The sequence below is a fragment of the Mesorhizobium sp. WSM4840 genome (assembly GCF_055811755.1).
In genome coordinates, this window is record NZ_JBVVQD010000007.1 from 169,451 (window position 1) to 189,380 (window position 19,930).

At 61.7% G+C, this 19,930-nt stretch carries 21 protein-coding genes; 7 read left to right on the plus strand and 14 right to left on the minus strand.

Annotated elements, in window-relative coordinates; translation table 11 throughout:
* Window positions 1-364: 364 nt before the first annotated feature.
* The 7 genes from AC0L3I_RS12610 to AC0L3I_RS12640 form a co-directional block, all read right to left on the minus strand.
* Window positions 365-1,921, minus strand: coding sequence for an acetolactate synthase large subunit (locus AC0L3I_RS12610; RefSeq protein ID WP_473484508.1), 1,557 nt, complete (start codon window positions 1,919-1,921; stop codon window positions 365-367).
* Window positions 1,922-2,208: 287 nt separating this feature from the next.
* On the minus strand, window positions 2,209-3,003 hold the full coding sequence (locus AC0L3I_RS12615) for an SDR family oxidoreductase (RefSeq protein WP_473484506.1): 795 nt from the start codon (window positions 3,001-3,003) through the stop codon (window positions 2,209-2,211).
* 23 nt (window positions 3,004-3,026) lie between these two features.
* Window positions 3,027-4,028, minus strand: coding sequence for an inositol 2-dehydrogenase (iolG, locus tag AC0L3I_RS12620; RefSeq protein WP_473527089.1), 1,002 nt, complete (start codon window positions 4,026-4,028; stop codon window positions 3,027-3,029).
* Window positions 4,029-4,155: 127 nt separating this feature from the next.
* Window positions 4,156-4,923, minus strand: a complete 768-nt coding sequence (locus AC0L3I_RS12625; RefSeq protein ID WP_023796933.1) for an ATP-binding cassette domain-containing protein — start codon at window positions 4,921-4,923, stop codon at window positions 4,156-4,158.
* A gap of 2 nt (window positions 4,924-4,925) precedes the next feature.
* Complete coding sequence (locus AC0L3I_RS12630; RefSeq protein WP_473527090.1) at window positions 4,926-6,002, minus strand: ABC transporter permease; 1,077 nt, start codon at window positions 6,000-6,002, stop codon at window positions 4,926-4,928.
* Window positions 6,003-6,155: 153 nt separating this feature from the next.
* On the minus strand, window positions 6,156-7,097 hold the full coding sequence (locus AC0L3I_RS12635) for a sugar ABC transporter substrate-binding protein (protein ID WP_473527091.1): 942 nt from the start codon (window positions 7,095-7,097) through the stop codon (window positions 6,156-6,158).
* Between the two features lie 381 nt (window positions 7,098-7,478).
* Window positions 7,479-8,510 (minus strand): LacI family DNA-binding transcriptional regulator, encoded by a 1,032-nt coding sequence (locus AC0L3I_RS12640; protein ID WP_473527092.1) that lies wholly within the window; start codon window positions 8,508-8,510, stop codon window positions 7,479-7,481.
* Between the two features lie 174 nt (window positions 8,511-8,684).
* On the opposite strand from AC0L3I_RS12640, the gene AC0L3I_RS12645 reads away from it, so the two are divergent.
* The 3 genes from AC0L3I_RS12645 to AC0L3I_RS12655 are packed head-to-tail and all read left to right on the plus strand — an operon-like array spanning window position 8,685 to window position 11,396.
* The gene (locus AC0L3I_RS12645) at window positions 8,685-9,794 is read left to right on the plus strand and encodes a fatty acid desaturase family protein (protein WP_473527093.1); all 1,110 of its coding nucleotides are present in this window, start codon (window positions 8,685-8,687) and stop codon (window positions 9,792-9,794) included.
* Between the two features lie 52 nt (window positions 9,795-9,846).
* Complete coding sequence (locus tag AC0L3I_RS12650) at window positions 9,847-10,161, plus strand: MocE family 2Fe-2S type ferredoxin (RefSeq protein ID WP_473527094.1); 315 nt, start codon at window positions 9,847-9,849, stop codon at window positions 10,159-10,161.
* 5 nt (window positions 10,162-10,166) lie between these two features.
* On the plus strand, window positions 10,167-11,396 hold the full coding sequence (locus tag AC0L3I_RS12655) for an NAD(P)/FAD-dependent oxidoreductase (protein ID WP_473527095.1): 1,230 nt from the start codon (window positions 10,167-10,169) through the stop codon (window positions 11,394-11,396).
* A gap of 55 nt (window positions 11,397-11,451) precedes the next feature.
* On the opposite strand, the gene AC0L3I_RS12660 is transcribed toward AC0L3I_RS12655, so the two are convergent.
* A protein-coding gene (locus tag AC0L3I_RS12660; RefSeq protein ID WP_473527096.1) for an IS630 family transposase occupies window positions 11,452-12,398 on the minus strand; the annotation gives its coding sequence in 2 pieces (ribosomal slippage) (window positions 11,452-12,057 and window positions 12,060-12,398; 945 coding nt in all).
* A gap of 167 nt (window positions 12,399-12,565) precedes the next feature.
* A complete protein-coding gene (locus tag AC0L3I_RS12665; RefSeq protein WP_473527097.1) occupies window positions 12,566-13,000 on the minus strand; it encodes a DUF4437 domain-containing protein in 435 nt (144 codons plus the stop codon).
* 99 nt (window positions 13,001-13,099) lie between these two features.
* Between AC0L3I_RS12665 and AC0L3I_RS12670 the strand changes: the two genes are divergently transcribed.
* Window positions 13,100-13,507 carry a cupin domain-containing protein gene (locus tag AC0L3I_RS12670; protein WP_473527098.1) on the plus strand — a complete coding sequence of 136 codons (408 nt, stop codon included), beginning with the start codon at window positions 13,100-13,102 and terminating at the stop codon, window positions 13,505-13,507.
* Window positions 13,508-13,659: 152 nt separating this feature from the next.
* Here AC0L3I_RS12670 and AC0L3I_RS12675 read toward each other — a convergent pair whose 3' ends face one another.
* The 5 genes from AC0L3I_RS12675 to hslV form a co-directional block, all read right to left on the minus strand.
* Window positions 13,660-14,619: a DUF1402 family protein gene (locus AC0L3I_RS12675; RefSeq protein WP_473527099.1), complete on the minus strand. Its 960-nt coding sequence runs from the start codon at window positions 14,617-14,619 to the stop codon at window positions 13,660-13,662.
* 253 nt (window positions 14,620-14,872) lie between these two features.
* Window positions 14,873-16,186 carry an ATP-dependent protease ATPase subunit HslU gene (hslU, locus tag AC0L3I_RS12680; RefSeq protein WP_473527100.1) on the minus strand — a complete coding sequence of 438 codons (1,314 nt, stop codon included), beginning with the start codon at window positions 16,184-16,186 and terminating at the stop codon, window positions 14,873-14,875.
* Window positions 16,187-16,190: 4 nt separating this feature from the next.
* On the minus strand, window positions 16,191-16,790 hold the full coding sequence (locus AC0L3I_RS12685) for a DUF2585 domain-containing protein (RefSeq protein ID WP_473527101.1): 600 nt from the start codon (window positions 16,788-16,790) through the stop codon (window positions 16,191-16,193).
* Window positions 16,791-16,818: 28 nt separating this feature from the next.
* A complete protein-coding gene (locus AC0L3I_RS12690; RefSeq protein WP_473484479.1) occupies window positions 16,819-17,349 on the minus strand; it encodes a GNAT family N-acetyltransferase in 531 nt (176 codons plus the stop codon).
* Between the two features lie 73 nt (window positions 17,350-17,422).
* The gene (gene hslV / locus AC0L3I_RS12695; protein WP_192357920.1) at window positions 17,423-17,974 is read right to left on the minus strand and encodes an ATP-dependent protease subunit HslV; all 552 of its coding nucleotides are present in this window, start codon (window positions 17,972-17,974) and stop codon (window positions 17,423-17,425) included.
* 224 nt (window positions 17,975-18,198) lie between these two features.
* On the opposite strand from hslV, the gene hisB reads away from it, so the two are divergent.
* Genes hisB through hisH form a run of 3 tightly spaced genes read left to right on the plus strand, consistent with a single transcriptional unit; the run spans window position 18,199 to window position 19,930 of the window.
* Window positions 18,199-18,798, plus strand: coding sequence for an imidazoleglycerol-phosphate dehydratase HisB (gene hisB / locus AC0L3I_RS12700; protein WP_473527102.1), 600 nt, complete (start codon window positions 18,199-18,201; stop codon window positions 18,796-18,798).
* Between the two features lie 3 nt (window positions 18,799-18,801).
* The gene (locus AC0L3I_RS12705) at window positions 18,802-19,278 is read left to right on the plus strand and encodes a DUF2628 domain-containing protein (protein ID WP_473527103.1); all 477 of its coding nucleotides are present in this window, start codon (window positions 18,802-18,804) and stop codon (window positions 19,276-19,278) included.
* 1 nt (window position 19,279) lies between these two features.
* Window positions 19,280-19,930 carry an imidazole glycerol phosphate synthase subunit HisH gene (gene hisH, locus AC0L3I_RS12710; RefSeq protein ID WP_473527104.1) on the plus strand — a complete coding sequence of 217 codons (651 nt, stop codon included), beginning with the start codon at window positions 19,280-19,282 and terminating at the stop codon, window positions 19,928-19,930.

Below are 19,930 nucleotides of genomic sequence, written 5' to 3' on the forward strand. Positions count from 1 at the left end.
CCTGCCGGCTGAAACAAAAAAGCCGCCAGGTCTGGCGGCTGATCGGATGTTGTTGCTGCAATCTTCAGATCGAGCGCAATCCTCCCGCCGCCAGCGAGCTGCCGTAGCTAAAATACCAGAACGAGGCGGTCAGGTGGATCATGTCAGCCCTATAGCCGAAGCCGGAGCGCTTGTCACGCGTCGGTAGTGTCTCTATTTGAATTTCGGCTCACGACCCGTTGCGGAAGTTCGTTCGCTCGTGCCGAATTCACGCCCTTGACCCCAAGGCGACCTTTATGTGGTCGCCATGCAAGGTTCGAAAGCGGTGGAACTTTTGTCATTTGAGCCGGAAAAAACACGCAGCGCCTTTGCCAATTAGGCACTTTCATAATCGTGCCTCGATGAGAAACGGCCCCTGGCGCGACAAGGCCGCATCAAGCAGCGTACTGAACGTCTCGCAGGTGGTGGCAACTGCTGCCTCGACGCCAAAACCGCGCGCAAGGGAGACCCAATCGATTGGGGGATTATCGAGATCGAGCATTCGTTGAGCATTTGTCCCGATGGAGGCGACCCCAACGTTACGCATCTCGGCGTGGAGGATTGCGTAAGTCCGATTTGAGAAGATGATCGTCGTCACATCGAGATGCTCGCGGGCCTGGGTCCAAAGCCCCTGCACGGTATACATGGCGCTCCCATCGGCCTGGAGGTTGATTACCTTTCGATCCGGACACCCGACAGCAGCACCCGTTGCCAGAGGGATGCCGTCACCGATGGATCCTCCCGTCGGCGAGATGAAGTCATGTGGAGCCGCGAAGGCGGAGAGTGCGAAGAACCGTCGGCCAGAGGTTATTGCCTCCTCGCATATGATGGCGTTGTCGGGAATTTTGTGCGCGACAATAACCGCAACCGCATCGTCAGTCAGTTGTCCAACTGGATAGCCTTCGTCTCCTTTTGGCGCGATCAGTTGCAGGGACTGCGTTCGCTTCACGCCGAGTTCGTCATGCAGTGCTTCCAGCGCTCCCTTCAAATCCTCGCCGTGCTTGGTCAGCGTCAGGACTGTACAATCATCCCGAACCAACCTACCGGGCTTTCCTGGATACGCGAAGAACGCCACCGGTTCCGGCGCGCCGACAAGAACTAACAGGTCGAGGTCCTTCAAGACATCGAGCGCCAAGTCGATCGGATAAGGAATGCGCACCGGAGCGACTCGCCCGAGGCCACGCTGAGTGTGGGCTACCAACACTTCGTTGAAGAGCCGAACGTCGCACGCAGTCGCGATCCGGCCTGCGATGGCAAGCGCGTCGGCGCGCGCAGCGGTTCCGCCGACAACGATTGCGACGCGCCCCGGATTGGCGCGGATGGCTCTTGCCACCGCTCGCACCGTTTGAGGATCGGGCGAGCGAGGTGTGTCGATCGATATCTTTCGCCAAGGCGAAGGCGCGGCAACCTCTCCCCACGCAGCATCGGCAGGCAGAATCATCGTTGCAACTCCTGGCGGCGACAACGAGGCACGATAGGCCGCCTCAGCCGTAGGGCCGACATCCAGGGAACCGTTGACGCGACGCACCCAATTCGACATCGGCGCTGCCAGTCCTTCGATGTCCGTGGCCAACGGCGCGTCGAGCGGAAGGTGATAGGAAGCATGGTCACCCACGATATTTATCATCGGTGTGCGGGCGCGGCGTGCGTTGTGCAAATTGGCCAACCCATTGGCAAGCCCTGGTCCTGTGTGAAGCAAGGTTGCGGCGGGGTGACCGGTCATTCGCGCGTAGCCGTCGGCAGCGCCGGTGACGACGCCCTCGCTGAGACCGAGCACGCATCGCAATTCTGGCTTGCGATCCAGCGCCGCGACGAAATGCATTTCCGATGTTCCCGGATTGGCGAAGCATACCGTCACGTCATTCGCCAAAAGCACTTCAGCGAGGACATCCGCCCCGTTCATACGAACAGCTTGACTGTCTGCCTTCACGTGCGCCCCCGATGGCCTCACCTTCACAATGGCTACTTATTCAGAGCTGCACAAGCCGCATTGGGCATCAATGGGGCAGGGCGCGGGCTTCCGGGCAAATTTTGGGAAGGTCCGCCTCGGGGGCGATGCCGGACCTTCCTGGCTGCGCATTTGTAGTTCCGCTTCTGGCGCTGCCTGCTCGTTCCGATTGGCGAGGCGGAGGGCAGAAAACCACCCACAGCCGAAATTCAAACTGAGACACCACCCACCGTCTGATGATGCTACTCCGGCGACGACCCTGCAATGTTCTGGTCGTAATCGACCAGCGACCCGGTCATGACGCCCGACTGCGAGCTGACCATATAGCTGATCAGCCAGGCAAGCTGGTCCGGCTTCACCAATTGGCCCATCGGCTGCGCGGCCTCGGCCTTTTCCAGCCAGTCGTCCGGCGCGTCGTGCCATTTCTTCTGCACGATCGCCTCGCCCTCGGTATCCATCCAGCCGGGCAGCACGGCGTTGCAGCGGATGCGATTGCTGCGGTAGGCATTGGCGACATTCTTGGTCAGCGTCGCCAGTGCGCCCTTGCTCGACGAATAGGGCGCCAGGAACGACTGGCCACAATGCGCCGACATCGACAGCACATTGACGATTGAGCCGGGCGCCTTGCGGTCGAGCAGGTGTGCCACCACACCCTGCATCAGGAAGAAGGGGCCGCGCACATTGGTCTGAAATATCTGGTCGAATGTTTCCTCGGTGGTCTCGACCAGTGAGCCGCGGGCCGAGGTGGCGGCAGCGTTGACCAGCGAATTGACGGTGCCGAAATGAGCGATCGCCGTTTCGACGACCCGCTTGCAGTCGGCCACCACCGAGACGTCGGCGCTGATGAAGATGGCGTCGACGCCGTTTTTCCCAAGTGCGGCGACCGCCTTGTCGCCCTTCTCCCTGGAACGGCCAACCAGCGCCAGGGCGCGGCAGCCCTCGTCGGCCAGCGTCTCGGCGACGGCGAAGCCGATGCCTTGCGCGCCGCCGGTGACGATAGCGCGTGTTTCGGAATTGCGACCGGCGGAACCGTTCATCGCCTTGCTCCTGTGCTTGATAGTCAGACTGTGTTGTCGAGGCGAATGGTCTTGCCTTCCCTAGCCGATTTCAGCGCCGCGTCCGCCAACCTCAGCGCGACGAGCCCGTCCTTGCCGCTCGGCGCCGCCTTCTTGCCTGACGTCGCTGCCGCGATGAAGGCGGCGATCTCGTTGGCGTAGGCGTCGAGATAGCGGGTCATGAAGAAGTCGTGCAGCGGCGGGCGCGTATAGCCCTTTTCATTGGCTAGCTCGATCGACACCGGCCGCTGGTTCTCGGCCGCGACCATGCCTTTCGAGCCATGCACCTCGATGCGCTGGTCGTAGCCGTAGGTGGCGCGCCGCGAATTGGAGATGATGCACTGCTTGCCGGAGGCGGTTTCGAGGATGACGCTGACGCTGTCGAAATCGCCGGCCTCGCCGATTTGTCTGTCGACCAGCACCGAGGCATGGGCGCTGACCGCCACCGGCTCCTCGCCGAGCAGGAAGCGCGCCATATCGAAATCATGGATGGTCATGTCGCGGAAGATGCCGCCCGAGCGGCCGATATAGTCGAGCGGCGGCGGGCCTGGATCGCGCGATGTGATGGTCACCATCTCGACGGTGCCGATGGCGCCGTCGTCGATCGCCTTGCGCACGGCGGCGAAATGCGGATCGAAGCGGCGGTTGAAGCCGACCATCAAAGTGGCGCCGGCCTTGTCGACCACGGCCAGGCATTCCTCCACTCTGCCGGCGTCGAGGTCGATCGGCTTCTCGCAGAAGATCGCCTTGCCGGCCTTGGCGAACCGCTCGATCAGATCGGCATGGGTGTCGGTCGGCGTGCAGATGATGACCGCATCGATATCCCCGGCTTTTTCGATGGCCTCGATGCTGCGCACTTCAGCACCATAGGCCGACGCCAGCTCGGTCGCCGCTTTCTCGAAGGCATCGGCGACGGCGACCAGCCTGGCCTGCGGATTGGAACCCACGGCGCGGGCATGGACCTTGCCGATACGACCGGCACCGAGAAGAGCGAAACGGAGAGGCATGGGAATCCTTTGGGATGGTTCGAAAGCAAGTGTGTCCGCGCCTGCCTGTCAGGCAAAGAGGCGCAGGCGGTTTTCTGATCGTAGCAGACCGGCGACGCGCTGATGACCCGCCACCTCGGCATCCATTCTAGGCCGCAAGTTCTGCCTCCCCGGTCTTGGCGCCGGTGATGTATGAGACGATGTCGTTGCCGTCGGTGTCCTGCTTGCGCAGATTGGCGACGATGCGGCCGCGCCGGAAGACGACGATACGGTCGACCAGGTCGAACACCTGGCGCATGTTGTGACTGATCAGGATCAGCGGCTCGCCATTGGCTTTCAGCGTGCGGATGATGTTTTCGACCTGCATCGTCTCCTGCACACCAAGTGCTGCCGTCGGCTCGTCCATGATGATGAGCTTGGAAGCGAAGGTAGCGGTTCTGGCGATCGCCACGCACTGGCGCTGGCCGCCCGACATGTGGCGGATGGTGTTGGAAAGGTTGGGAATCTTGACCGCCGTGCGGATCAACGCTGCCTCGGTCGCCTTGCGCATGAACTTGCGATCGAGGATCGAGAAAGGCCCGAGATTGAAAAGCACCTTTTCGCGGCCGAGAAACAGGTTCGATGGCACGTCGAGATCGTCGGCGAGCGCCAGGTTCTGGAACACCGTTTCGATGCCCGCCTCGCGCGCCGCGATCGGGCCCGCGAAGTTCACTTCCTTGCCGTCGAACCAGACCTTGCCGCTGGTACGCTGCTCGACGGCGGTGATCTGGCGCACGAAGGTCGATTTGCCGGCGCCGTTGTCACCCATGATGGCGACATGCTCGCCCTTGCGCAGTTCGAAGTTCGCGCTTTCCAGCGCATGCACGCCGCCATAGTATTTGGTCAGGTTTTCGGTCTTCAGGACGATGTCTGACATGATCAAGCCCTCATTGCCCGCAGGCGCTGCCGCCACTGGTCGAGAACGACTGCGCCGATGATGATCACGCCCTTGACCATCTCCTGGTAATAGGCGTCGAGGCGCAGGAAGGTGAAGCCGGAGATGATGACGCCGAAGATCAGCGCACCGATCACCGTTCCGATGATCGAGCCGCGGCCGCCCGACAGCGAGACGCCGCCGATGACCGCCATGGCGATCGCGTCCAGTTCGTACATCACGCCCATGCCGGCCTGAGCGGTGAGGTTCTTGGAGCTCAGCACCACGGCGGCAAGCGAGGCGAGGATACCGGCAATGACGAAGACGAGGATCTTGTGGTTCTGGACATTTATGCCGGACATGCGGGCGGCATCCTCGTTGGAGCCGATGGCATAACAGTGCTTCCCGTACCTGGTGTATGACAGGATCAGCTGGAACAGAATTGCCAGCGATATGAAGATGATGACCGGCATCAGCCCCTTGCCGATGGCGGCGAAACTTTCGGTGGGAAACGAGATCGGCTGCCCCTTGGACCACCATTTGGCGATGCCGCGCGCGGTGACCATCATGCCGAGCGTGGCGATGAAAGGCGGAATGCGGGTGTAGGCGATCAACGAGCCGTTGACCAGGCCCGCCAGCAGGCCGCAGCCGATCGCGACGAGCACCGGCACGATCACCGGCAGGTCGGTCCAGCCTTGCGCGAGGAACATCGCCTTGGGATTAGGGTTGCCGTTGACCGTCGCCACCTGGGCGAAACTCATGGCGATCATCGCCGTGGCGCCGACGATCGAACCAGAGGAAAGGTCGATGCCGCCGGAAATGATCACCTGCGTCACGCCAATGGCGATGATGCCGACGATCGACACCTGCAGGATGATGATCTGCAGGCGCGCCTCGTTGAAGATCGTATCGACATTGGGGCGGGTGTTGAACAGGAAGCTGTCGCCAAGAAAGACCCGGCCTATCAGCTCGAAGGCGCCGACAAGGATGATGAGCGCCAGGAAAACGTTGAATTCGGCAGGCCATGTGCGCTTCTTCGCATCATAGCTGAGTCCGCCGACGCCATGGGTTGTCTGTGCCAAATCTTGCTTCCTCCGTCAGCAGTCGCCCTCCCGCCGCCTGTCTACGGCGATAAGGAAAAGAGGAACGGCGCTTCTTTTGCTTGAACATTGGATTACCCCAAACCGGTTCCGATGCTCTGACGCGCCGCTCCCTATCGAAACGGTCTCGCAGCCTCAGTTCTTCTTAAGGAACTTGTCGATGTTTGCCGGCGTGACCAGTTGGAAGGGGATGTAGACCTTCTGTTCGACCGCCTCGCCCTTGGAAAGCTTGAGCGCGGCGTCCAGCGCCCCGGCGCCCTGGCCGGCCGCGTCCTGGAACACGGTCGCGTCGAGGTCGCCCGCCTGCATCGCGGCAAGCGCGTCCTGGGTGGCGTCGACACCGCCGACGACAACCGATTTCATGTCGATGTTGGCGGCCTTCATGGCCTGGATCGCACCGATGGCGCTTTCGTCATTGTTGGCGATCACGCCATCGAACGGCGTGCCGGTCGACAGCCAGTTGGTCATCAGGTTCTGCGCTTCCTCGCGTTTCCAGTTCGACGTCTGCTTGTCGATGATCTTGATGAAGCCGCATTCCGGAGTGGCGATCACGTCGTCAATGTCCTTGGTGCGCTGCACCGCGGCCTGGTTCGACAGCTCGCCCATGATCACGTAGACATTGGCCTCGGTCTTGCCGGCCTCCTTGAACAGGCGGCAGACTTCCTGGGTCTCGAGAGTGCCTGACTCAACCTCGTTCGAGGCGACGAAGGCCTGGTTGTCGGGCAGCGTGTCGACATTGACCGGCTCGCGGTTGACATAGACCAGCGGAACCTTGGCCGCAGCCGCGGCGTCCGACATTGCCTGGGTGGCCGAGGTGTCGACCGGATTGACGATGATCGCGTCGACGCCCGAGGCGACGAAGTTCTTGATCTGGTCGAGCTGCTTGGCGACGTCGTTCTGCGCGTCCTCGACCTGCAGTTCCACGCCCTCCATGCCCTTGGCCTGCTCGATCATGCCGTTGCGCAGCACGGTGAGAAAATTGTCGTCGAACAGCGCCATCGAAACGCCGATCTTGGCGGCGAGGGCGGACGAGCTCATCAGCGCCAAGAATGCGGCGCCCAACAGCAGTTTCTTCATTTTATTTCTCCTCCACAGAATTGGTGTCCGGCTGCACCGATCTACCCGGAATCCCCGATCTCCCAGGGAATCTCTCCCTATTGCCATCCCCGTTCCCGATGGCGATTTCCGCGTCGACTGGAACGCCACGCCTTCCGTTGAAACAGATGTTCCGGAACGAAAGAACCAAAATACCTATCTAGTGAAATATTTATTCCATTCTGCGTGCGGGCGTCAAGGAGATTCCGAAAGCGGATGCCGGATTTTCGGATAAACGCGGCTGAGGGTCGGTAAATCTTCTGCAAGAATCCATCAGGCTGATGGTTCACATCATTGCTGACGCATCGTGGTGTCCGATCTGAACCTGGATGCCTTGTCTGAGCCCAGGTGTTTTGCCCGAACCTAGATGTTTTCCGGTAGATAGATATCGAACGGCAGGAAGGTCTGGCCCGGCGCATTGGCAGCGCCTGCCTCGATGGCATGCGCCATCAGCCCGACAAGCTCGCGGCATAGTGCTGCCAGCGGCGTCGAAATCACCATGGTCAGGATGTTGTCGGCGAGCGCCGCGCGCGACTCGGCGTTGATCTCGTTGCAGACGACCACCGGCATATTTACGGGCCTCGCTGCCCTGAGCGCCGAGACCGCGCCTTCCATGCCGCCGCCGGCGACGTAGCAGCCGGCAAGATCCGGGTACTGCGCCAGAAGATCGATCATCGCATCATGGGTCACCTGGTTGGCCTCCAGATTGACCAGCGTCTCCAGCACCGCGAATTCCGGCGCATGCTCGCGGAAGAATGATCTGAAGCCGATCTCGCGTAGCTCATGGCCATGGAAGCGATGGCTGCCGACAAAAAGGGCGACCTTGCCGGGTTTCCTCGCCGCCCTGGCGATCATCCAGGCCGCGGTGCGGCCGACCTTGCGGTTGTCGAGGCCGACATAGCCTTCGCGGATGCCGGCGGCAAAGTCGGATAGCAGGGAGAAGACGGGTTGCCCCCTTGCCTTCAGGGTCTCGACGGCTGCCGTCAGCGTCGGATGGTCCGGACCGACAAGGGCGACGGCCCTGGATTTCGCCGCCAGCTTGCGCATCTGGGCAGCGATCTCGTCGGGCGCCAGAGAACTGGCGAAGTCGATGGTTGCGACGCCGCGGAAGCGCTGCGATTGCGACACCGCCAGTTCGAGCTCCCGCGCGAAATCGCTGTAGAAAACATCATTGCCCCTCAGCAGCAGGAAACCGAGCCGGTACTCCGGTAGTTCTTGGCGCATCCGCTGCTTGATCAGTCCGGCGGCGTGATAGCCGATATCGGTCGCGACCTCATAGACACGGCGCGCGGTTTCCTCACGCACCGGCAGGCGATTGTTCAGCACCCGGTCGACGGTGGCGACGCTGACGCCGGAGGCGCGCGCCAGATCGGTGATGGTCGGCCGTTTTGCCATGGCTGTCTCTTCGCTTGCCAAAGCAGTCTACATCATTCTGATGGGAAATGATAGAAACTATCTTTGTGATATTGAGCCTATCATGGCTTGGCGCTATTTCTAGCCTACGATGCTTGCGACCGCGGCCCGGTCATTGGCCGGGGCGGATCGTAGGGCGCTGGTGGAGGTACTCCCATGGACGCAACGATGGACGCAGCACCGTCCTGGCGCGACTACAGCCTGCTCGGCCGCGACGCGAAGCTTGCCGTCGAGACGGGGCTGGCCGCGGCCGAATGGTATCACACCGACGTGCCCCGAAAGCAGATGAAGGAGCTGATGCAGCGCTCCGACGGGCCGGCGATCCGCGACACCACCATCTGGCTCGGTGCCCTGATCCTGAGCGGCGCGGGCGGCGCCTGGTTCTGGGGCACATGGTGGTGCGTGCCGTTCTTCTTCGTCTATGGCGTCCTCTACGGCTCTTCCACCGATTCACGCTGGCACGAATGCGGTCACGGCACCGCGTTCAGGACGCAGTGGATGAATGATGCGATCTATCAGATCGCCTGCTTCATGATCATGCGCAATCCGGTGACCTGGCGCTGGAGCCATACCCGGCATCACACCGATACGATCATCGTCGGCCGCGATCCGGAAATCGCGGTGATGCGCCCACCGGACCTGTTGCGCGTCGTGCTCAACTTCTTCGGCATTGTTGATGCCTGGCATGCCATGGCCGACATGGTTCGCAATGCGGCCGGCATCATCAGCCCGGCGGAAAAGACCTTCATTCCGGAGCAGGAGCAGCCAAAGGCGATCCGCATTGCCCGCATCTGGGCCGCGATCTATGCCGCGACGATCGCGCTGGCACTTTATAGCGGGTCGTTCCTGCCCTTGATGCTGGTCGGGCTGCCCAGGCTTTACGGCGCCTGGCATCACGTCATGACTGGCCTGCTGCAGCATGGCGGCCTCGCCGAAAATGTCATCGACCACCGCCTCAACAGCCGCACCGTCTACATGAACCCGATCAGCCGCTTCATCTACTGGAACATGAACTACCATGTTGAGCATCACATGTTCCCGATGGTGCCTTATCACGCGCTGCCGAGGCTGCATGAGCTGATCAAGCACGATCTGCCGGCGCCGACGCCGTCGATCCTGGCCGGCTATCGCGAGATGGTGCCTGCCTTCCTGCGCCAGCTGCGCAATGAGGACTATTTCCTCAAGCGCGCGCTGCCGCCGACCGCGAAGCCCTATCGCGAGGAATTCCACAACGACAACGATGCTGTCGCGGCAGCAGCGGAATGACATGCGCCCGTGCCGGGCAAGTTGGCCAAGCAAAAAACCGCCGGGAGGACTGATGAGCGACTGGGTCGAAGCCTGTGATTCCGAAGACATCGACGAAGAGGACGTGATGCGGTTCGACCATGGCGGCCGCACCTTCGCCATCTATCGCAGCCCCGACGACGAATATTTCGCGACGGACGGTCTTTGCACGCATGAGAAGGTGCATCTGGCCGACGGGCTGGTGATGGACGACATCATCGAATGCCCGAAGCACAATGGCCGCTTCAACTACAAGACCGGTGCTGCAAGGGGCGCGCCGGTCTGCGTCAATCTCAGGACATATCCGGTCAAACTCGACGCCGGCAAAATCCTCATTCAGATCGGGTGACGGTGATGACGAAAGGGATGGTCATCATCGGTGCCGGCGAATGCGGCGGGCGGGCTGCCTTGGCGCTGCGCGATCTTGGCTATGATGGCCCGGTGACGCTGGTCGGCGACGAACCGCATCTGCCCTATGAGCGGCCGCCGCTGTCGAAAGACGCGATGGCCAGCGATGTGCCCGTGATCAAAGCGGTCGCCAGCGATGAGATCCTGGCCGAGAGATCGATCCGGCATATCCATTCGGTTCAGGCGATGGCGATCGACCGCGCGGCGCATGGCGTGCGCCTGTCGGACGGCTCGATCCTGCCATACGACAAGCTCTTGCTGGCAACCGGGTCGGTGCCGCGCAAGCTGCCGATGCCCGGCCTTGGAGCGCGTTGCGTCTATCTCCGGACCTTCAACGACGCGTTGGCCATTCGCGCCCATCTCAGCGCCGGAAACCGCATTGCCATCGTTGGCGGCGGCTTCATCGGCCTCGAACTTGCCGCCGCGGCGCGCAGGCTGGGGGCAACGGTCACTATCATTGAGGCGCAGCCGCGCATCCTGACTCGCGGCGTGCCGGCCGAGATCGCCAAAATCATCCACGAGGCGCATGAAGCCGAAGGCGTGAAAATCCTGTGCGGCGACGCCATCGCGGCGATCGCCGACGACGGCGCCGAGGTGCGCATCGCGCTTGCCGGCGGACAGGACATCGTCGCCGATCTGGCCGTGATCGGCATCGGCGCCGTGCCAGTGACCGGACTTGCCGCGGAGGCGGGGCTGACGATCGACAACGGCATAGCGGTCGATGCCGAGCTTCGCACCAGCGATCCGGACATCTTCGCCGCCGGCGATTGCTGCTCGTTTCCGCTTGCCGTCTATGGCGGCCGGCGCGTGCGGCTGGAGGCCTGGCGCAACGCGCAGGAGCAGGGCGCGCTTGCGGCCAGGAACATGCTTGGCGCCGGTGAGGCCCACGCGGCGGTGCCATGGTTCTGGTCGGATCAGTACGGCCTGACCTTGCAGATCGCTGGGCTTTCGGACGATGGCAGCAAGGTCGTGCGCCGCGACCTCGACGACGGCGCCTTCATCCTTTTCCATCTGGCCGAGGACGGCAGGCTGGTCGCGGCGAGCGGCATCGGCCCAGGCAATTCAGTGGCCCGCGACATAAGGTTGGCCGAGATGCTGATCGCAAGGCGGGCAAAACCGGCGCCTGAGGCGCTCGGTTCGCAAACGATCAAGCTGAAGTCGCTGCTGGCGGCGTGAGCCGGTGCGGGTTCCGGAACTGGCGGAACGCTTGTCGCTCTAGAGCGGGATGAATTTAGGTTGGCGCAAAGCCGGCCTCGATGAAGTAATTTCTGCATTCGGTTGACGTGACAGTGCCGAGGATTTGGCCGATGGCGTCACAGACGGTCTCGACCGTTCGCCTGGCAGCCTTGCGCAGCCAATGCTTGAGCTTGGCGAAGAATTTCTCAATAGGGTTGAGGTCGGGGGAGTATTTGGGCAGCAAGAACAGCCTGGCGCCGGCCGAGCGGATGGCACGGCGCACGGCCTTGCCCTTGTGCGAACCGAGATTGTCCATGATGACGATGTCACCGGGCTTGAGGGTTGGGACGAGAACCGCATCGACATCGAGCTGGAAACGCTCGCCGTTGATCGGTCCGTCGATCAGCCATGGTGCATCGACACGGTCTTGGCGCAGTGCCGCCAAGAAGGTCATGGTCTTCCAATGACCGTGCGGCACCTTGGCCTTGATCCTCTCGCCGCGCGGCGCCCATCCTCTGAGCGGCGCCATATTGGTCTTGGTCCAGGTTTCGTCGATGAACACCAGGCGGGAAGGATCGATGCGGTCCTGATACTTTGCCCACTGTGCCCGCCGGCGCGCCACATCCGGGCGATCCTGCTCACTGGCGATCAGCGTCTTTTTTTGTGACTGAGCTTCTCGGCATGGACGAACTCCCATACCGAGCGGTAATCGACCTTCAGGCCGTGATCGCCAAGCTCGGCCACAAGACCGCGCAGTGTGAACTCCGCCGCCCGGCAGCGTACCAACAGCCACTCCCGATGCTCTCCGGCAATCTTCTTCGGTCTGTGCCCACCCATCTTGCCGGGTGTCAGCTTGTTCGTCTCGCGCAAGCGGCGCACCCATCGGATGACCGTGCTGATTCCAACCCCGTTGCGCTCTGCCGCCTGACGTCGCGACAGGCCCTCCCGCTCAACCGACGCTACCACCCGCGTGCGAAGATCCATCGAGTAAGGCTTGCCCATCCATGCTGGCCTCCTGACCCAGCCAGCAGGTTGAATCTGATTTGCGCGCCTTCGGGAATCCCCCTTCGATTCAGACTCAATTCATCCCGCTCTAGTGGTGACAATCCGACGCTTGGTAGCCATTGGGCCTCTGCCCGTCCAGGTCACACTGCATTGTTGTTGCCCAGCTACCGGCTCTTGAAAAGAGTGGAATAAGGCTCGGTGTTGATAAGAAGGATCACGCACTGCTTTTCGGACATGCAGGCATCGGCGTGCATCTCGTCTGCCTTCTGGGTCCAGTATGATCCGGGCCGCAGCTCGATCCCTTTGCCCTCGCCCGTTTCGGGCACCCAGTGGCTCCAGATGCCCTCGATGACAACGCCCTGATAGTCTGCCGTATGTGCATGTATGGGTGCTTGCCATCCCCCGGGGACTTTCAGCAGCGTTCCGGCCGGACCCACATCGCGCTTGCCCCATAAGGGGCCCAGTCGGTGGGGCTGGCCAGGCATTTCCTCATAATACGGCACCTTCTCAACGGGCAGGTATGTATTCTCCAGGGCGTAAGTCTGAGACGGCAGGATAACAACTGCGGCTATCGCCGCCACGAGCTTTGGAAAAAGCACCGACATCTCCCTCAATGTTGCCACGTTGCCACGAATCTATTGGTAGCAGGGGAGAAGCCTATTGTGGAATGGCGGACGAACAATGATATTGCGTCCGAGATGTATGCTCGATCATCCAATTCTGCCGATCCCGTCGTAGCCCTTCTTGGACAATTCCTGCGTGATCTCAGGCCAGCGGAGGTGAGTTACTGCCGGGCCGAGGTGACGCGGCCTTGGGGCATCGGCCTGCAATTCCAAAAAGGAATTCGCTTCCATTTCGTGGCCGAAGGCACCTGTTGGGTGCTTGTCGAGGGGTCTGAACCGAAGCGGCTGGACAAGGGCGATGTCGTGCTCCTGCCGCATGGCACCAAACATGCCATCGCCGACGACCCTGATAGCGCGGTGACCGATCTCGCTCTCCTTCCGAAGCCGCTTTCAGCCGTGCCTTCAAGCGGACCACAGGAAACCCTCCCGGACAAGTTAGGCGCTTACGAACGCTTCCGAAGCGGGCGCGAACCCCGAGCCTAAGTGCGCGGATGCAAGGGATTGCATCAAGGGCAATAGGCTCCTTGGCCGAGTGCGTCGTCCACTGCATTTGCGCTCTTGTATCGGCTCTCGCCAACAGCAGCTCAACCCCAGGGCGGCTGTGGTCGTCAGGCACCAAGAGTCGGATTTCACCACTAAAACAACGCCTTCAGCTCCGGCAATTTGTCGTTGACCAGCCAGCCATAGTAATTTTCCTCGGGCAGCTTCTCCGGTTCGCCCGCGTCGCGGCGCCTGTCGTTCTCGGCCTTCAGCGCATGGGCGCGCTGTTCCGGATTGCCGACATTGTAGAGTGTCGATGTGATGCCGGGATTGCCCGATATGTCGAAGCCGGCAATGCTCTGGTAGGCATCGATCGATTTCCGGATCGTCGCTGCGACATAATCCAGTGTCAGGTCCGGATCCATGATGGTTTTGTAGACCGCGTTCGGATCGCCGACGTCGAGCTTCGGCAGGCCGGAAACCTGGTGCACGAGATCGCTCATCTGCAACGCGGTCAGCGGATTGAGCTGACCAAGGCCGAAGGTTTGGCCGGCATAATAGGGCTGGAAGAAGGTGGCGCCGAAGCGGTCGTCGGGGAAGATCTCGCCGCCGACAGTCTTGCCGCGAAAGGACTGGTTCCACACCTGCTCGCGGCATTCCCAGAGCGTGTAACTATCCGTTTTGCCGGCGCATTCCTGGAATTGCGGCCGCTGCACGAAATCGGTGATGTCCTCGCCTTCATAGGCGAAGGACAGCTTGCTCGACAGATAGGAGATCGCCTTGACGTAGTAGGTCTGCAGCCGGTCATAGGCGTCGACATTGTAGGTGTGCTCGCCGACGATGGCGCCGACGATATGCATCGGGTCGATGCCATAGGTCGCCGCCGCTTGGCTGATCTTGCCGCGAAGACCGGCGTCGTGCTGCAGCAGCGCATAGACCTTGCTGTATTTTGCCTGGAAGGTGGTGTTGGTGGCATGGGTGCGCCGGTTTGAGGCGCCCGGTATGTTGGGCTGCTCGGCATGACTGTTGCCCGGCGGCACCATCGTCGCCGCTTCGGCGGCGAACATGGCTGTCGCCAGCGTCAGCCCGAGAATGACGAGGATCAGTTTTTTCATGCGCGCCGCCTGCAACAGCGCATAACCCCGGAATCGATTTTCGGGGTCATGCGCAAAACCAACTGAATAACGCCCCTTGCACGCCCAACTGATGCGCGGCGCTGTAGTTGCCGGGCAAACTAGGTAAAGCTGGATGGGGAGTCGAGAGCCCTTGCGCCTGGCAAGACAAAAGCTGGCCGGATGCTTCCATTTGGCCACACGTTTCAGAACTTGCCGGCTCGCCCGGCCCATTTCTTGTAGGATGGATCGCCTGCTACAGGATGAAACGCGACAAATCCGTGTTTCTGGACAGGTCGCCGACATGCTTTTGCACATAGGCGGCGTCGATGGTCACCGCCGTGCCATGGCGGTCCGGCGCGTCATAGGAGATCTCGTCCAGCACCCGCTCCATCACCGTCTGAAGCCGCCTGGCGCCGATGTTCTCGACGCTGGCGTTGAGATCGACGGCGATGCCGGCCAGCGAATCGATGGCGTCGTCGGTGAAAACGAGATCGACGCCCTCGGTCTTCATCAGCGCGATGTACTGCTTGATCAGGCTGGCCTCGGTCTCGGTCAGGATGCGGACGAAATCGTCCTTCTCCAGCGCACGCAGCTCGACGCGGATCGGCAGACGGCCCTGCAGTTCGGGCAGCAGGTCGGACGGCTTGGCAACGTGGAACGCACCCGATGCGATGAACAGGATGTGGTCCGTCTTCACCGGCCCGTATTTGGTCGCGACCGTAGTGCCTTCGACAAGCGGCAGCAAGTCGCGCTGCACGCCTTCGCGGGAAACACCGGCACCCATGCCGCCTTCGCGCGAGGCGATCTTGTCAATCTCGTCGAGGAAGACGATGCCGTCGTTTTCGGTCGATTCGAGCGCCCTGCGCACCACCTCCTCCTGGTCGAGCAGCTTGTCGGACTCGTCGCCGACCAGCACTGCGTAGGATTCCTTCACCGTCGTCTTGCGCGTCTTGGTCTTCTGGCCGCCCATCGCTTTCGACAGCATGTCGTTGATGTTCAACACGCCGATATTGGCGCCCGGCATGCCCGGGATCTCGAAGCCGGGCATGCCGCCAGTGCCGGTATCGCTCACCTCGATCTCGATCTCCTTGTCGTCGAGCTCGCCGTCGCGCAGCTTCTTGCGGAAACTGTCGCGCGTGGCCGGGCTCGCCGTCTTGCCGACGAGCGCTTCCAGCACACGTTCCTCGGCATTGATATGGGCCCGCGCCTTGACATCCTCGCGCATTTTCTCGCGCACCAACCCGATAGCGATCTCGACCAGGTCGCGGATGATCTGCTCGACGTCGCGGCCGACATAGCCGACCTCGGTGAATTTGGTCGCCTCGACCTTGACGAACGGCGCACCGGCAAGGCGTGCCAGGCGGCGCGAGATCTCGGTCTTGCCGACGCCGGTCGGGCCGATCATCAGGATGTTCTTCGGCATCACCTCTTCACGCATCTGGCCTTCGAGCTGCTGGCGGCGCCAGCGGTTGCGCAAGGCGATGGCCACGGCGCGCTTGGCGTCCTTCTGGCCGATGATGAAGCGATCGAGTTCCGAAACGATCTCGCGGGGCGAAAATGTGCTCATATTCCTAAATTCCACTTTGCCACTGCCGGATGGACTCGAACGGATGCAGCAGCATGATCACGTTGAGTGTCAGATTGTCCCGGATGATGTAGCCAACACCGAATTCGAAGATGACGGACAGGGTCACGATCACCCATATAGGAAGCCTGCGCGCCATCACAAATCCCAGCACCATCGCCAGCGTGTCCGCCAGCGAATTGATGATGCTGTCGCCGTAATAGTCGAGCGAGATCGTGCCGGCGCGGTAGCGCTCGATGATCAAAGGGCTGTTCTCGAGAAGTTCCCAGCCGCCCTCTATGACGACCGCAAATGCCAGCCTGAGCCCGATCGGCGAGCGCGGGAACAGAAACCAGGCCAGCGCATAGAACAGGAAGCCGTGGATGAGGTGCGAGAATGTGTACCAGTCGGAAATATGCTGGGAATTCTCCGAACTCTGCACGATGCCGTGCCACAGCTTGACATAGCCGCATGTGCAGATCGGCGTTCGGCCCATGCCGTAAAGGGCTCCGGCCTGGAATATGATCAGGCCGAGGACGAGCAGAAGCCCCATCCGCCAACTGTCTTCATAGGCCGAGACGGTCTTGTCGGCGCCGGTTGTGCTCATGTTGTTACTGCCCCTCTTCGGCGTCGCCCTATTCGGCGTCACCCTCTTTTACATCGCCCTCTTCGGCATCGATTGCCATCAGTACGGCGTCGCCATATTCCGATTGCCTTCGATCGATAGCTCTGAAACCGGCCTTTTCATAGGCACGGATCGCTCGTCCGTTGGATGGATCCGGGTCGATGATGACACGCGGCACCCCTTCCGCGAACAGCTGTTCCACGAACTGCCGGACAATCGCCGAGCCGTGGCCGCGTCCGATAAGCTCAGGCCTGCCGATCGACAGATCGATGCCGAGCGTACCGAACGGCTGGTCGCTGTAGGGATGGCCGTCCTCCAGATGCGGGTCGTAGCTCTGCATGTACCCGATCGGCTCGCCGTCGAGCTCGATGATCAGCGGCTCAACGGAAATGCTGTCGATGTGTTCGCGGATCTGGGCGATCTCCGTCTCGGGATCGTCCCACCACTCCGCGACATGCGGCTCGGCCAGCCATGCCGCGATCATTGGCAGGTCCGCCTCCGTCACCGGCCGAAAGTCATATCTATTTTCTTGTTTGGCCATGATCTTCTCCGAACCGAAGGTCAGCGAAGCAAAAACCGGTTTCCACTTTTCGGGATCATGGCCAGCGATCGGCTCAGCCGGCATCGAGGGTTTCGATGACAAAGTTGTTGTTGGTGTAGACGCAAATGTCGGATGCGATCTGCATCGCCTTGCGGGCGATTTCTTCGGCATCCTTGTCGGAGTCCATCAGCGCGCGCGCCGCGGCCAGCGCGTAGTTGCCGCCCGAACCGATCGCCATCACGCCATGTTCGGGTTCGAGCACGTCGCCGGTGCCGGTCAGCGCCAGTGAGACCGACTTGTCGGCAACCAGCATCATCGCTTCCAGCCGGCGCAGATAGCGGTCCGTGCGCCAGTCCTTGGCGAGTTCGACGCAGGCCCGCGTCAATTGCTCCGGATATTGTTCGAGCTTAGCCTCGAGCCGCTCCAGAAGCGTGAAGGCATCAGCGGTGGCGCCGGCGAAACCGGCAATGACATTGCCGCTTTTGCCAATGCGGCGCACCTTCTTGGCGTTGCCTTTCATGATCGTCTGGCCAAGGCTGACCTGGCCATCACCGGCGATCACCACCTTGCCGCCCCTGCGCACGGTCAAGATCGTCGTGGCGTGCATGGTCAGTTCATTCGACATATTCTGCTCCGATCAGCACCGGTCCCGAAAAGGCGATTGGCGCGTTACGAGTGACTTGATCGACCATATGTATGCATAGGTCCGATGATTGCCAACCGGCCATCCGCCAGGCTCGATATCCCTTGGCATGGCAACTGGCAATCGCCGGATCATGCTGCTAGAAGGCTCTCGTTTTCAAGCATGTGGACGCTTGGAACGCCTGAACTCTGGACAAGGATGAGGTCATGCCGCCCCGTTCCGCCAACGCCAGCCGCAAGACTGGGGAAACCGACATCTCCGTATCGGTCCAGGTCGACGGCTCGGGAAAATCCGATATTTCGACGGGCGTCGGCTTCTTCGACCACATGCTGGACCAACTGTCGCGCCATTCGCTGATCGACATGACGATCAAGGCCAAGGGTGATCTGCACATAGACGACCACCACACGGTCGAGGACACCGGCATCGCGCTCGGCCAGGCGCTGGCCAAGGCGTTGGGCGAGCGGCGCGGCATCATGCGCTATGCCTCGGTCGATCTCGCCATGGACGAGACGCTGACGCGCGCGGCGATCGACGTCTCCGGCCGTCCTTTCCTTGTCTGGAACGTTGCGTTCTCGTCGCCGAAGATCGGCACGTTCGACACCGAACTGGTGCGCGAATTCTTCCAGGCCCTGGCGCAGAATGCCGGCATCACGCTGCATGTCACCAACCACTACGGCGCCAACAATCACCACATCGCCGAGACCTGCTTCAAGGCGGTGGCGCGTGCGCTGCGCATCGCGCTTGAAAGCGACCCGCGCCAGCCGGACGCGGTTCCTTCCACCAAGGGATCTCTGAAGGGATAGGCGATGGCGATCTACGTCGTGATGGAACCGCCGGGCCGCGGCGAAAAGCCTGACACAACGGCCTTTGTCCGTGATGGGTTTTCCTGGCTCGGCTTCCTCGTGCCGCCGCTGTGGCTGCTCTGGCACCGGTTGTGGATCGAGGCAGCACTGGCGTTTGTCGCCATGGCTCTCCTTTCGATGCTTGCCGAAGGATTGAACCTTGGGCTCGCCGGCCCGCTGCTGTCGCTGCTTGTATCGCTCTACGTCGGTCTGGAAGGTCAGGCCTTGCGGATTGCCGCGTTGCGCCGTCGTGGCTGGCATGAATGGGGAGTTATCGCGGCCGACAGGATCGACGATGCCGATACGCGCTATGTGCTGGAAACCGAAACGCATTCGGATGAGCAAGCGCCCGCGCAACGCATCATCCCGGATCCAGCCCATGCCCGGCCAGCGCAGATGGGCATCGCGCTGGGGCTGAACCACGCTCCGGGAAGACCCTGATATGCGGGTCGCGATCATCGACTACGGCTCGGGCAACCTGCGCTCGGCCACCAAAGCCTTCGAGCGCGCCGCGCATGAAGCCGGTATAGCCGCCGCGATCGACCTGACCGCCGACGCCGAGCGTGTTAGGACCGCCGACCGCATCGTCCTGCCCGGCGTCGGCGCCTATGCCGATTGCGCGGCCGGGCTGCGCGCTGTGGCCGGCATGTGGGAAGCGGTCGAGGAGGTCGCGACCGTCAAGGGGCGGCCGTTCCTCGGCATCTGCGTCGGCATGCAGCTGATGTCGGAGCGGGGCCTGGAAAAGACTGTTACAGAAGGTTTTGGCTGGGTCGCCGGCGACGTCAAGGAGATCACCCCGGCCGATTCGGCGCTAAAGATACCGCAGATCGGCTGGAACACGATCGAGCTCACGCGCAAGCATCCGCTGTTTTCCGGCATTCCGACCGGCACCAAGGGATTGCACGCCTATTTCGTCCACTCCTATCATCTCGACGCCAGGAAAGCCGACGACGTGCTCGCGATTGCCGATTATGGCGGTCCGGTGACGGCCGCTGTTGTCAGCGACAATCTCGCCGGCACGCAGTTTCATCCCGAAAAGAGCCAGGCGCTTGGCCTGGCGCTGATCACCAATTTCCTGCGCTGGAGGCCCTAG